This window comes from Xenorhabdus sp. SGI 60 (assembly GCF_056632175.1).
The window spans coordinates 2,288,842-2,302,186 of sequence record NZ_CP196860.1 but is presented as its reverse complement, the minus strand read 5'-3'; the positions used below and the strand labels follow the sequence as shown (position 1 = coordinate 2,302,186).

General features: G+C 41.5%; 11 protein-coding genes. 2 read left to right on the top strand and 9 right to left on the bottom strand.

Annotation, left to right across the window (positions count from 1 at the left end; all coding sequences use genetic code 11):
* Window positions 1-69: 69 nt before the first annotated feature.
* A complete protein-coding gene (locus ACSJJG_RS10720) occupies window positions 70-1,098 on the bottom strand; it encodes a TAXI family TRAP transporter solute-binding subunit (RefSeq protein WP_481090423.1) in 1,029 nt (342 codons plus the stop codon).
* 335 nt (window positions 1,099-1,433) lie between these two features.
* On the opposite strand from ACSJJG_RS10720, the gene ACSJJG_RS10715 reads away from it, so the two are divergent.
* Complete coding sequence (locus ACSJJG_RS10715; protein ID WP_481089351.1) at window positions 1,434-2,264, top strand: alpha/beta fold hydrolase; 831 nt, start codon at window positions 1,434-1,436, stop codon at window positions 2,262-2,264.
* A gap of 937 nt (window positions 2,265-3,201) precedes the next feature.
* Here the strand turns inward: ACSJJG_RS10715 and ychF are convergent.
* Both ychF and pth read right to left on the bottom strand, forming a co-directional pair.
* A complete protein-coding gene (gene ychF, locus ACSJJG_RS10710) occupies window positions 3,202-4,293 on the bottom strand; it encodes a redox-regulated ATPase YchF (protein WP_481089350.1) in 1,092 nt (363 codons plus the stop codon).
* 111 nt (window positions 4,294-4,404) lie between these two features.
* Window positions 4,405-4,995, bottom strand: coding sequence for an aminoacyl-tRNA hydrolase (gene pth, locus ACSJJG_RS10705; RefSeq protein WP_481089349.1), 591 nt, complete (start codon window positions 4,993-4,995; stop codon window positions 4,405-4,407).
* A gap of 262 nt (window positions 4,996-5,257) precedes the next feature.
* On the opposite strand from pth, the gene ychH reads away from it, so the two are divergent.
* Window positions 5,258-5,533: a stress-induced protein YchH gene (gene ychH, locus ACSJJG_RS10700; protein ID WP_481089348.1), complete on the top strand. Its 276-nt coding sequence runs from the start codon at window positions 5,258-5,260 to the stop codon at window positions 5,531-5,533.
* Window positions 5,534-5,594: 61 nt separating this feature from the next.
* Here the strand turns inward: ychH and ACSJJG_RS10695 are convergent, their stop codons facing one another.
* From ACSJJG_RS10695 to lolB, 6 genes are all read right to left on the bottom strand, one after another.
* Window positions 5,595-7,577, bottom strand: coding sequence for an autotransporter outer membrane beta-barrel domain-containing protein (locus ACSJJG_RS10695; protein ID WP_481089347.1), 1,983 nt, complete (start codon window positions 7,575-7,577; stop codon window positions 5,595-5,597).
* 246 nt (window positions 7,578-7,823) lie between these two features.
* Complete coding sequence (locus tag ACSJJG_RS10690; RefSeq protein WP_481089346.1) at window positions 7,824-8,858, bottom strand: autotransporter outer membrane beta-barrel domain-containing protein; 1,035 nt, start codon at window positions 8,856-8,858, stop codon at window positions 7,824-7,826.
* A gap of 552 nt (window positions 8,859-9,410) precedes the next feature.
* Entirely contained in the window at window positions 9,411-9,839 is a 429-nt protein-coding gene (locus ACSJJG_RS10685; RefSeq protein WP_481089345.1) for an SGNH/GDSL hydrolase family protein, read from the bottom strand.
* Window positions 9,840-10,614: 775 nt separating this feature from the next.
* Window positions 10,615-11,562: a ribose-phosphate diphosphokinase gene (prs, locus tag ACSJJG_RS10680; protein WP_120211349.1), complete on the bottom strand. Its 948-nt coding sequence runs from the start codon at window positions 11,560-11,562 to the stop codon at window positions 10,615-10,617.
* Between the two features lie 54 nt (window positions 11,563-11,616).
* On the bottom strand, window positions 11,617-12,537 hold the full coding sequence (gene ispE / locus ACSJJG_RS10675) for a 4-(cytidine 5'-diphospho)-2-C-methyl-D-erythritol kinase (RefSeq protein ID WP_481089344.1): 921 nt from the start codon (window positions 12,535-12,537) through the stop codon (window positions 11,617-11,619).
* Window positions 12,537-13,154, bottom strand: a complete 618-nt coding sequence (gene lolB, locus ACSJJG_RS10670) for a lipoprotein insertase outer membrane protein LolB (RefSeq protein ID WP_481089343.1) — start codon at window positions 13,152-13,154, stop codon at window positions 12,537-12,539. The genes ispE and lolB overlap by 1 nt, the downstream gene beginning before the upstream one ends.
* Window positions 13,155-13,345: the final 191 nt, after the last annotated feature.

Genomic DNA, 13,345 nt, shown 5'->3' with positions numbered 1-13,345 from the left:
TAATATTATGGTTAATAACATGATGGGAAAATCAAATGGAAACTTAGGGTTTCAGGTTAAAAGTTATTGTTAGTTATCCGTAGATTTAAGTTCTGGTGGTACAAGATAGTCAGGAATATCAAGGCCAATTTCGCGATAATATCGATAGGCACCAAGGTGTAATGGTACGGAGACACCTTTCAACGCGTTTTCGGGCTGAATGTATTTTGCGGAGCTGTGGATCTGGTGGACTTCTTTCTGGTTTTCAAACATCACTTTTGTTAATTCATAGATGGTTTTTTCATCTATTTTACGGGTTGTCATCAGAATATTGGGTTGAGCAATTGTTTGGATAGGCTGTTTTTGGCGTGGATAGGTTTCAGGTTTAATGACAAACCGGAACCATGAGTTAGCAATCGCGTTAATCTTTTTCAATTGTTCATCTGTCACATTTAGAATGCGAGCAGGGACACCACTGGCATACATATCTGTGACTGCCGAAGCGGGTACACCCGCAGGTAAGGCGCCGCCATCAAGACGACCGTCCCGCATGGCTGAAACGGTATCGCCATAGCCAAGATATTCTGGGTGAATATCTTGTTTGCTGAGATTGACACCTTGCAGAATAATCTGGGTAGATTGTTCGGTTCCACTCGCTTGTGGTCCAACCGAAAAACGTGTTCCGGCAATATCGTTTAGCGTGCCATCTTTGACCTTATCGTCTGCTAAAACAAAGTGTTCAACATTTGGCCACAGAACGGAGATAGACCGCAGATCCTGATAGGGGTGATTTTTGAAATTTCGGACACCTTGATAGGCTTCGACGGCGAGCAAGCTCTGTAAAATAGCGAGCTGGGCTTCATTTTTTTGGAGCAGATCAATATTTTCAATCGAACCGGCTGAAGATTGTCCCGTAACCTGAATATTTTCTTGTTTCAGATGGTTACTCCAGACATTGGCCAGACCCACTCCCATGGGATAATAAGTGCCGCCTGTAGAAGCGGTAGCAACGGAGAGAAAACGCTTATTGGCATTTTCCATTTTTCCTGTCACGGCCATAATGACCAGAGCGATGGCGACAATAGCTGTTAACAGGAGCTTTACTTTTGAGGAAGCCATATTTTTTATAGTCATAATGTAGTTACCAGATGATGTTGTGTAATAAATGTTAAATGTTTGCATTCACTTGTATACAACATTACTGATTTAGTTCAGAGTTTGATGTTGAAAATTTGTGATAGGTGTTTTGTATACCTAAAAAATAGGTGAGGAATATGCAGTCACTGATAGATTTTAAATGAGAGAAGGGCACTAAACCCCCCCCAGGGGAAAAAAAAAAGGGTTTTTAAAAAAAAATCCTTTTTAATGTTAACCAACCCCCCTTAAGGTATATCAGTAGAAATTTCTAACATTTCCTTAAACCAATCTGTTATTGACTCTTGAGGAGATAAATAATGATTACTACACATCATAATATTCATCACTATAATATCCGAACTCGTTATGCAAATATATCGGTCATCGATACGGGCGGAAATGGATTGCCCGTTTTGTTAATTCATGGCAATTCAAGTTGTAAAGAAATATTTCGTCATCAAATTAACCAGTTAAAAGGAAAGTATCGGGTTTTGGCGTTAGATTTGCCAGGGCATGGTTCATCATCAAATGCCAGTGAACCACGTCAGGCCTATTCAATGCCGGGTTATGCACATACGGTCATTGAGGTACTGGCAAAAATAGGCATTAACAGAGTGGTGGTGTTTGGTTGGTCATTAGGTGGTCATATTGGGTTGGAAATGTTGGCGTTGTTTCCTAAGATGATTGGTTTAATGATTTGCGGTACGCCGCCGGTATCCGTCGGTGCAGATAACGTGGCTCTGGGTTTTCGTCCTGGTTTGGGGCTTGCCGGCAAGGTGGAATTTACTGGGGAAGATATCAAAATTTTTGTATCTGATACCTATGGTGTTAATGCTCCTCATGAGCCTTTTATTGTTGAAGCGGTGGTAAGAACAGAGGGATTGGCACGGCAATATATGTTTGAGGCTTTTCTTTCTTCTCAGGCAACGGATCAAAAACTATTGGCCGAATCCAGTGAAATACCGTTGGCGATTGTTAATGGGGCAGATGATCCCTATCTTAATTTTGATTATATTAATGGTCTGAGTTACCTAACTCTTTGGAAAGGCAAAGTATTTAATTTGTCTGGCGTTGGCCATGCCCCATTCTGGGAGGCCCCGGAATTATTTAATCCTATCCTGGTCAAATTTCTTAAGGATTTTCAATGAAATTAAGTGTAATAATCCATTGATTATGATAAATAATAGCGGGAGGCTTTTATTGGAGACTTTTATTGCATGTTTATTTAGTAAAACACTTAAAAGCGCCCCCACTATTATATTTTAAGGTATCATAACTTCAATGTTATCTCTATTCTGGCTTCATATTTTTACTGTAACAGTAGAATTCAGGTTAGAATATCAATAAATAAAGACAAGAATATCTTTGTTTTTCGTACAGTGTTATAACTAAGTTATAGTTATAAGCAAATGGCTTTAGTGATTTTAAGACCAGTACCACCGTCAGGTATTAGATTACACAAGTTGTCGCATGATTCCCGTATATCTGGATTAAATGCCTTACATAAGAACGCATTTGCGTTAGTTGTGATGATTGTTCCTACGAGTAATGAAAGCATACAAGCAGCTAATTTTCTTTTCATGATCTGTACCTCATAGAGTTAGGGATTAACATGAATAAAAGCATAACGATAAATTATGTAGAAACGAAGTTGACGTTAGAACGAGTATTAACGTCAACATACTCATTTTTACAAGTGCTCTGTGTTTTTTGCTATTGATTTTTTTATTGTATTGATGTTTTGTTTACAGTTTTTTAATCATTTTTTATTATTATTTTATAGAAAAAATGATTACAAAATAGATAAAAAATATTTTGAATGAATTTATTATTTTAAATAACGTTAAGGGAATATTTTATTTCATATGTGATAATTATTAGGGTTATTTTTTGTATTCTCAGCCAGTTTTGGTATTGTAATTGGTTCATAGAAGTAACAGCCTTCCATACTTATTTTCACTGTGTCCTTACGAGTTTCTTTGTAGCATGATAAAAATTAAAATCCACGCAATCGCGTGGATTTTATATGGTTTCTTGTCTGCGTCTTCAGTGAATCATCATGAGAGCTTGAACTACAGAAGCTATTTAGACGTTGAACAAGAAGTTCATCACATCGCCATCTTTAACGATATAGTCTTTCCCTTCCGCACGCATTTTGCCCGTTTCTTTCGCGCCTTGTTCACCTTTGTAAGTGATAAAGTCTTCAAACGAAATAGTCTGAGCACGGATAAAACCCTTTTCAAAATCAGTATGGATTTTACCCGCTGCTTGTGGGGCGGTAGCACCAACCGGGATCGTCCAGGCACGGACTTCTTTCACACCTGCGGTAAAGTAGGTTTGCAGATTCAGCAACTGGTAACCAGCCCGAATGACACGGTTCAAACCCGGCTCTTCCAGACCTAACTCTGCCATAAATTCTTCGCGGTCAGCATCTTCCAACTCTGCGATATCGGCTTCAATCGCTGCACAAACAGGAACAACAACGGAACCTTCTTTTTCAGCAATGGCGCGGACGGTATTAAGGTGTGGATTATTTTCGAAACCATCTTCATTGACGTTGGCAATGTACATGGTCGGTTTCAAAGTCAGGAAACTCAGATAGCGAATAATCGCTTTTTCTTCCGCACTCAGATTTAAAGCGCGCAGCATACCTGCTTGTTCAAGGTGTGGAAGGCATTTTTCTAAGACTTCCAGTTCTGCTTTAGCGTCCTTATCGCCACCCTTGGCTTTCTTTTGGATACGATGGATAGCGCGCTCGCAGGTATCCAAATCCGACAGTGCCAGTTCTGTATTGATAACTTCAATATCAGAGGCAGGGTCAACCTGACCAGAAACGTGGATAATGTTGTCGTTTTCAAAGCAACGCACCACATGGCCAATTGCTTCTGTTTCACGGATGTTGGTCAGGAATTGGTTGCCTAAACCTTCACCTTTTGATGCACCTTTTACCAGACCGGCAATATCTACAAATTCCATCGTAGTTGGCAGAATGCGTTGTGGTTTCACAATCTCAGCCAACTGCTCGAGACGTGGATCTGGCATCGGTACAACACCTGTGTTTGGCTCGATAGTGCAGAACGGGAAATTTGCTGCTTCGATACCTGCTTTGGTCAGCGCATTGAATAATGTAGATTTCCCAACGTTAGGCAGGCCAACGATACCGCATTTGAATCCCATATATTTATCACCTTAAATCACTTATAAACCAACAAGCAACAGGCTTGTCGGTGAGTTTACAAAATTGGCGCTATTATACACGCAATAGCCCGATGCGCCATGCACTCCCAGTTAAGCGCTGGCTTTAAAGGCATGCAGGCGATTAATTGCCTGGTTCATGCCATCTTTAATCAAGATGTCAGTACAGCGCAACGCTTCATCTATGGCATCGTCAATCAGTTTTTGTTCGCTGGCAGGAGGCTTGCCAAGGACAAAACCGATGACTTTGTTTTTATCGCCTGGATGACCAATACCGATACGCAGACGGTGGAAGTTAGGATTATTACCGAGTTTGTTCTGAATGTCTTTTAAGCCATTATGACCGCCATTGCTGCCACCGAGTTTCATTTTTGCCACACCAGGCGGGAGATCCAGCTCGTCATGGGCCACCAGGATTTCATCCGGCAGAATACGATAAAATCCAGCAAGGGCAAGGACGGATTTACCGCTTAGATTCATGAAAGTGGAGGGAACCAGTAAACGAATATCCTGCCCATTAACGTTGATACGGGCGGTATAGCCAAAAAATTTACTCTCTTCTTTCAGGGATTGGTTATAGCGTTGTGCTAACAAATCAACAAACCATGCTCCGGCATTATGTCTGGTCTGTGCATATTCGGCTCCAGGGTTTGCCAGACCAACGATTAATTTTATGTTACTCACGGTTTAATTTCGCTTATTGGCAATAGAACAAAAAGGAGATTAGTTTACCTATCTTAAGGCTTGAGTACAAAACTGATTTAACAAAGATTATTCTGATGGAATGTAAAAAATTAGGCTTAAATCTGTACAGCTTGTGATCGCCACCGCAATAACCTTTCATATAATATGTCTATAATTAATTTTGAAGAAGATATCTACTTTCGTGCTTTTGCGTTCGTTGTATTTGCAAATTAGCGTTCACAAAAAGTATTGGAGGTTGGTTATGAGACGTAAAAAGGCGTTTATTTTTGGCAATATTCTCATGAGCGCGGGAATGGCGGCAATGTTTATTAGTTTAGCTTATGTATTGCTTAGTCATATCTTTAATTTTGGTCTTTCGGAGTTTTTGACAAGCCTCTCATTAATGGGATTGTTTGTTGGGGCATTTATTTGGCTGGTAGGAGCCAGTATTGGCGGCCGAGAACAGGTTACTGATAAATACTGGTGGCTAAAGAATTACGATGAACGTTATTGCCGTAAAAAACAGCGACATTCGTGATTATTTTGGATAAGGCGGTCATGGTTACCGCCTTATCCTTATTTGTTAAATGTTCAGTATATTAAAAGCTGACATTGAAGCCGAGGTTGAAATAGTAGTCATGATTCGGTTCATTATCATTTTTTTCATGTGATACGGCGGCAAATGCGCGAAAGTCGTTGGTCAGATTGGCATTAACACCGACCGTATATTGGACATGATCTCTCTTCTGTTTCTCTCCCTGTTGGACGAAACTTGTTTTGGTCGCATTGATCGCGCTGCGAAGAGCATAGCGTTCATCATCAAATTGATGGTTGAACAGAATGGAGGCATAAGGATTGAAACGGCCCAGTTTAGTATCTACGCGCCAACCCACCGAGCCAACTTTGGAGTGATAGCTTTGATCTGCAAAATGCATGGAGGTGCTGTTGTTACCTGTTTCACGATAGCCATCAACATCCCCTTTATCCCATGCATATTGGATGATCGGGCTGGTAGTCAGGTAACGAGTGACTGGAATATCCCAGCCTGCTGTAATCCGCCAACCCCACTGTGTACCCATCGTTGAACCTGATTCCCTGCGAGTGGCTTGACCAAGCTGAATGGAGCGTGACAGATTGTCGTAATTGGTACGTGAATAATGGACATCACCGTTCAGCCATCCGCTGCCATAGTAGTTCCATAGTGTGTAAGCGGTTATGACATGACCAGTAGCAGCATAGTTGAAATCAGGTGTTGCATTTTGTTCATCTTTATAACGTGAAATTGTTGCGCCTAATAGTAAATTATTCGTCAGTTGATAATCGCTGCCCAATGAGAGGGTATTATTGCGATTGCCTGTGTAACCCCCGAATACGCCAACTTTACCTTTGGCCTGATGATTATTGTGAAGTTGTTGCAGGTGACCATCAAGTGAGCTTAACGCGGTAGTCGTTGGGACTCGGTTGATATGATTCAATGCCATCACTTGTAAAGGTGCGTTGTAGATAGACGTGATGTACTGGCCGATGACTTCGTGTGCGTAAGGGGTTGGGTGGAAGCTATCGGAAAACAAGTATGACTGGCTTTTATCAAAATCAGGATTGGAAGAAGAACAATCCGACGCTAACGAGCCTTGTGGACAGGCATAGCCAAGGGTATTAGAAATACCATAAATGGTCGGATTTTCAATGACTTCATGTAAGAGATGATTGACATCGGCAAAAAGGATATTGCCGTCAAGGAGTTGATTTTCTTCGTTTTGGTTAAATTCGTTGGAAAATTGGGAAGCAGTTTTGCTGGTATTATCATAAGCCTCAAGCAATTGATGATAAATTTCGTTTGCTTTATCTGGATCTTGGGGAGAAGCACCTTCAGCAATTTTTTTCAATACCCCCTGAATGATCCCATTCCTGATTTCCGTATTCGGTGTAGGGTACTTGTTGATAGCTTCATGAGTCTGTTTCAGAATTTTGTCGATTTCGCCCTGGGGTATTTTGCTTTTTTTTAATGCGCCTTTAAGCACGGCTTCCATAATTTTAGGGGTCGTACCAATATCGGGAACATTAGGTACAATAATTAAACCCGCTCCAGCCTTAATGAGTTGATTAATCTGCGATGCGGCGGATGCAGAACTGTCCTTGATACGCTGTTGTGCTGTTTTTTCGTCGCCTTGCGTCGAGTCTTGCAGAGCCTGAGCTATATCATTGCCTCCCACCCAATGTATGTATAAACCGTTCGGATCAGCTCGCCCAGAGTGCGCTTGCAAATAGTCATCAAGCTGTTTTTGTGTTGAGTGGACAAAACTATCCCAGAATGGATCCCCTGTATCACTGGCTGTTGCTCCCCCATAGGCATAATTGGTTCCCTCTTTCTTTGAGGATATCAATTTCTTGCCAGTGAGGTTTCGGGCTATATATTCATCATAGAGTTCAGCGTCTTTTCCATCTGTTGTAAATCTGCCGTTATTCCCACCATCACTTAAACTATCCCCAAAAACATACACATTGTTATAGGCATAAGCATTTGTTATGAGGTTAACTAGCAGTGCGGTCGTGGCTGATACTAAAAAGAGTGCTTTTTTCATATCGTTCTCCTGAAAAAACAGCGCATTATTTTCATGTCAGCCAAAATACCTTGATTTAAAAGGGTATTTACCCATTCTCCTCCGATTGATGGCTGATTTTCTGATTGTTTCAGTTCGATACTACTTCCATTTGCATATACGAAAATCAAACAAAGTGTTAACGAATGATACAAATGTTGAACGATAATGAAATAAAAATGCGAGGCCATAATATTCATGGCCTCGCGTCCCAGAGTAAGTACTTTCTTAGAAACTCGCGTTGATACCCAAGCTGAAATGGTAGCTAGGATCTTGGCTATTGCCGTCATTACGGGTGACGGAAGCAAATCCGCGCAGGTTATTGATCAGGTTTGCGTTCACGCCGACAATATATTGACGCCAGTTCGTGCTCTGTTTGCCACTTTCCTGTACAAAAGATATTTCGGTGGAATTAATGGCACTGCTCAGTTTGTAGTGTGTATCCCCAAATTGGTGATTAAACTGAACAGAAGCGTAAGGATTGAAACGGCCTAGTTTAGTATCTACGCGCCAACCCAGGGTGCCAACTTTAGAGGTATAATCCTGATCACTAAAATGCATAGAAGTGCTATTGTTGTCGGATTCACGATAGCCATTGACTTCACCTTTATCCCAGACATATTGGATGATTGGGCTGGTGGTCAGATAGTGAGTAACAGGGATATCCCAACCTGCGGTAATGCGTGCTCCCCATTGTTTACCCGTGGTAGAACCGGTTTCCCTGCGTGTCGCTTCTCCAAGCTGGATGGTACGGGTCAGACTGTCATAATCGGTGCGCGAATAATGGAAGTCACCACTTAACCAACCATTGTTGTAATAGTTCCACAATGTATACGCCGTCAAAACATGACCACGGCCTTCATAAGAAAAGTCAGCAATCGGTGAGCGTTCCTCTTTATAGTTAGAGTACATAGCGCCCAGCAGCAGGTTATCTATCAGCTGATAATCGCTACCCAGTGTAAAGGTTTTATCTCGGTTGCCCGTGTAGCCGCTAAAGACACCGACTTTGCCCTGTTCGTTGCCACCGTTACGCAGTTGTTGCAGGTGACCATCAAGAGAGGAGAGGGCGCTTTTAACGGAGGCACGGTTGACTTGAGTCAGGGTCATTACCTGTGATGACGCTTTATAAATAGAGAAAATGTACTGGCCCATGATCTTCTGTCCCAACGGGGTTGGGTGGAAAGAATCAGAGAATAAAAATTCTTTGTCTTTAGTAAATTCTGGGTCGTTGGAGGAGCATTTATTTGCGTCCGCATAGTTCATTATTGGCGCCCATAGTAAGTGGACAGGGATAGCCTAATGTATTCTGAATGCCATAAATCAGAGGATTGGCCATTACTTCATGCAGCAAGCCATTGATATCGGCCCGCAAAATATTGCTATTTTTTTTGTTGATTTTTTCTTCTATTAGATCGTTATAGTGAGTTCTGTCGCATCTTTACTGGCTTTTTCATAGCCCTTTGTCAGTTTTTCTTCAATTTCATTCAGCAGAAACACCTTTAATTAGATTTGCACCTTATTTGTGCTAATCCATGAAACACTTTTTTTAGAGCAATATCACGAGCCTGAGCATTGGGAATTTCATGTTTATTAATTGTTCTGCATGAACTTCTTGTAGAAAACAGATTAATATCTTTAGGAACCTTTACCGGTCCAAACCTGTCTTTATTGTATCTAAAAGCTTAGGAGTAGTACCAACATCAGGAACTGTAGGTACGATAACAAGTCCCGCCCCTTTTTCGACAAGTTGATTGATTTGATTTGCAGCTGCGGTAGCGCTGGTGATGACAATGTCAGCGGCAACTTTTTGCCCTTTTATTGGATCTTTTTCTTTTCAGTTTCTATTTGGCCATCTTCCAAAGCCTTGGCAAGGTCGTTACCCCCTACCCAGTGAATATAGATGCCGTTAGGATCTGCTTTTCCATTATGGGCATTGAGATATTTATTTACCTGCCCTTGCGTATCAAAGTCGTATTTACTGTATTGTTTAAGAGCCGTAGCACCACCTTGGGCATAATTGGTTCCCCCTGCGTCAGAGTTAGTTAGGTTAATCTCCGCAATGTATTGAGCTATATACTCATTATATAACTGGCTTGTCGCTCCATTCGTTGTAAAACGTCCGTTATTTCCACCATCACTCAAGCTATCCCCAAAGACATAGACGCGATCATATGCATGAGCATTAGAAATAGCATTGATTGAAAGCGCTAGCAGTGCAGGTGTAAATAAAAATGCCTTTTTCATTGGCACTCTCCTTAAAAAGTCGTTTTTGTTATTCACCCACATCTCGCCTTTGGAAAAGCTTGTTTTTGGACAAAAAGCATCCTGCAACTCTTCCTCAGCAGGTTAGAGATGTCGATATGTTTAATATTGAAATAAATCCATATAAGACAGCTAACTTGTTGGTAACGGCTGCCTACGATTAATTATGGTTTCCGGTTATTGAACTGCCATGTTGCTTTGCATTTTTTATGGATAAGGTGAGCTTAAAAAGTTCAGCGCTTAAACATGAATATAAAATAACCAGTCGAAAATTATTCTTTTCGTTCCTGGATATTGATAGCTTATACATTAGAATAGTTTATTTTTTAGATAAGAAATAATACCTGTTTTTCAATACTGTTGTGTGATGTAAGGAAATAAAACCACCGCCATCAAGCGTGCGACAGGTTAGCAGCAACTATTCAATGACACCAGTATTGTGAGAATATTTGGAACTGGACGTACCAGATGGATTGGAATACTTGTGGGACATTAATATTAGATTGTATGTCAATTTAATCGTTTTATTTCATTGGATGAAATTTACAACAATCAGGTAACTTTTTGGAAAAATTAACTATTTTCAATATAAAACTATTAATAATGATTATCAATTCATGGCAAAAACATTAGCTAAATATATCAAATAAACAGAAAACCCCGCTGCTGCAAATACAACAACGGGGTTTTTCAAGCAATGGTTTATTTAATCACTTGAATAAGTTTTAGCTTAATATTTAAGCTAAAAACTTAAACATTAGTGCTCAAACATCGCAGAGATTGACTCTTCATTACTGATACGGCGGATAGCTTCAGCAAGCATGCCAGACAGTGTCAAAGTGCGAACTTTGTTCAACGCCTTAATCTCATCAGACAGAGGAATGGTGTCACAGACCACAAATTCATCGATCACTGAGTTCTTGATGTTTTCCACTGCATTGCCAGAGAAAATAGGGTGGGTTGCATAAGCAAATACCCGTTTCGCTCCGCGCTCTTTCAATGCCTCAGCTGCTTTGCACAGTGTGCCACCTGTATCGATCATGTCATCAACCAGAACGCAATCACGGCCGGCAACGTCACCAATAATATGCATGACCTGAGAAACGTTTGCACGTGGGCGACGTTTATCGATGATAGCCATATCTGTATCATTCAGTAGTTTGGCAATCGCACGGGCGCGAACAACACCGCCGATATCTGGGGAGACAACAATCGGGTTTTCCAGCTCTTTCTGGAGCATATCTTCCAGAAGGATTGGGCTACCAAATACATTATCAACTGGAACATCAAAGAAACCTTGGATCTGTTCGGCGTGTAGGTCAACAGTGAGAACACGGTCTACACCAACGCTGGACAGAAAATCAGCAACAACTTTTGCAGTGATAGGTACACGTGCCGAACGGACACGGCGATCCTGACGGGCATAACCGAAGTAAGGAATAACAGCGGTAATACGACCAGCAGAAGCACGACGTAGCGCATCGACCATAACAACTAATTCCATCAGGTTATCATTGGTAGGTGCACAGGTGGACTGAATGATAAAAACATCACCACCACGTACATTTTCATTGATTTGAACACTGACTTCACCGTCGCTGAAACGACCGACAGCAGCGTCTCCCAGATTAGTGTACAGACGGTTGGCAACACGTTGTGCTAGTTCAGGTGTGGCATTACCAGCAAAAAGCTTCATATCGGGCACGAGAAAAACCTCAGGCTTGCGTCCAGAGAGATATTGTTGACCAATCAAACAAACTCATTGGTTCAATAACACGGGTATCCCAGAGCGGAATGTATGCAATGGGGAAATGTTAACGCCCCGCGCAACAAAACCCTGCATCCACTCTGGAGTTTCATTTAACACCTTACGGGCCGATGCTTCTGATTCGAACTCGCCGAAAACACATGCACCGGTTCCGGTCAGGCGTGACGGTGCGTATTCTAACAGCCATAAAAGAAGCTGTTCAACCTCACGAAAACGTTTTCTTGCGATTGGTTCACAATCATTGGCAAATGGTGCCTGTAATAATGCGGGTAGAGAGCGAATCGGAGAATTTCTTTTTAATTCAGGATCTGTGAAGATTGTCGGAGTCGATATTTCAATTCCAGGGTGAGCAACCAAAAACCATTTTTCTTCCGGTGAAGCAGGCTGGAGTTTTTCCCCAATACCTTCGGCAAAAGCGGCATGGCCTTTGACAAATACGGGAACGTCTGCCCCAAGGCATACGCCAAGCTGTGCCAATTCATCATCGGGCAGATTGGCTTGCCAATGGTGATTGAGGGCAATCAATATCGTTGCAGCATTGGAAGAGCCGCCTCCCAAACCTCCGCCCATTGGCAGACATTTATCAACGCAAATATCGGCTCCCAAATGTTCGGTGACAGATTGCTCGGTGCCGAATTGAGTGTTTGCATTGTGATGCTGTAATGTGCGTTTTTGTAATAGATGGTTCTGCAATAATCGGGCTGCCCGCACGATCAAATTGTCATCATGGGCTACGCCCGCAACCGGAGTGAGTAAGCGGATTTGATTATCTTGACGCGGTGAAATAGTGATTTCATCGCCATAATCTAAAAATTGAAACAGTGTTTGCAGTTCGTGGTAGCCATCAGACCGCTGCCCTGTGATATACAAAAATAAATTCAATTTTGCCGGAGAAGGCCAGGTTAACGTCATTATTGAATCGTCCAGTTATCCATCTTTAATTTTATGCGGTTGTTTCCTTGCGTCAGCTCCAGTCGGGTAGGTAATGCCGGCGTGATCTCTGTATCGTATCCTTGATAATTCACTCGCCAAATCTCACCATTTTTTTTGTCACTGACGGATTTAAGCAGGTAGTTTGCATCCAACTGAAAATCTTTAGCACTACCGGGCAGTCCAATGATCCAGTTTCGTAGATTATTCAGAGGAATATTCATATTGGTAAGTTGGTAAATTAAAGATTCGGGTTTATCACTGAGATATTTTTTACCATTATTATCCGTGACCTGAATCATATTCGGTTCGACGAATAATTCCAATTCTGTTGTACCCAGTGGATTGAGCAACAGTAACTTATAATTGTCAGGCGAATATTGTTGCCAGAAAAATCGGGCGTACACTTTTTTTTCATTTGTCAGATAAGCGAAAGAACCTCGGGTTTGGTAATGCCCTAATTTTTGCAATTGCTGTTCACGGGTGTGCCATTGTGGTGTATCCGCTGATCCCGTGCCCATAGGGGGTTGCGTGACTGTACAGGCAGTCAGTAAAACGCCGGAGAGGGGAAGTAAGCGAAAAAAAACAGACATTTTCATACGGTAACCCTTGGTAGTAAGAGAGCTTGGCATTTTGTCGATTATAAATATGGCAATATTTATATAACAACTTAAAGTATGCTCTCCAAGCCTATAATCATAGAAGGTAATTTAGCGAAAGTTCGCTGAGAATTCTCAAATAAAATTATCGCATAATCACCTGATTGACTTTTATTGCACTGATGCATCAA

What these genes read in the sequence shown, in the direction of transcription:
- ACSJJG_RS10720 (WP_481090423.1), bottom strand. Translation starts at nt 1,098, where the DNA reads ATGGCTTCCTCAAAAGTAAAGCTCCTGTTAACAGCTATTGTCGCCATC.
- ACSJJG_RS10715 (WP_481089351.1), top strand. Translation starts at nt 1,434, where the DNA reads ATGATTACTACACATCATAATATTCATCACTATAATATCCGAACTCGT.
- ychF (WP_481089350.1), bottom strand. Translation starts at nt 4,293, where the DNA reads ATGGGATTCAAATGCGGTATCGTTGGCCTGCCTAACGTTGGGAAATCT.
- ychH (WP_481089348.1), top strand. Translation starts at nt 5,258, where the DNA reads ATGAGACGTAAAAAGGCGTTTATTTTTGGCAATATTCTCATGAGCGCG.
- ACSJJG_RS10695 (WP_481089347.1), bottom strand. Translation starts at nt 7,577, where the DNA reads ATGAAAAAAGCACTCTTTTTAGTATCAGCCACGACCGCACTGCTAGTT.
- ACSJJG_RS10690 (WP_481089346.1), bottom strand. Translation starts at nt 8,858, where the DNA reads ATGAACTATGCGGACGCAAATAAATGCTCCTCCAACGACCCAGAATTT.
- ACSJJG_RS10685 (WP_481089345.1), bottom strand. Translation starts at nt 9,839, where the DNA reads ATGAAAAAGGCATTTTTATTTACACCTGCACTGCTAGCGCTTTCAATC.
- ispE (WP_481089344.1), bottom strand. Translation starts at nt 12,537, where the DNA reads ATGACGTTAACCTGGCCTTCTCCGGCAAAATTGAATTTATTTTTGTAT.
- lolB (WP_481089343.1), bottom strand. Translation starts at nt 13,154, where the DNA reads ATGAAAATGTCTGTTTTTTTTCGCTTACTTCCCCTCTCCGGCGTTTTA.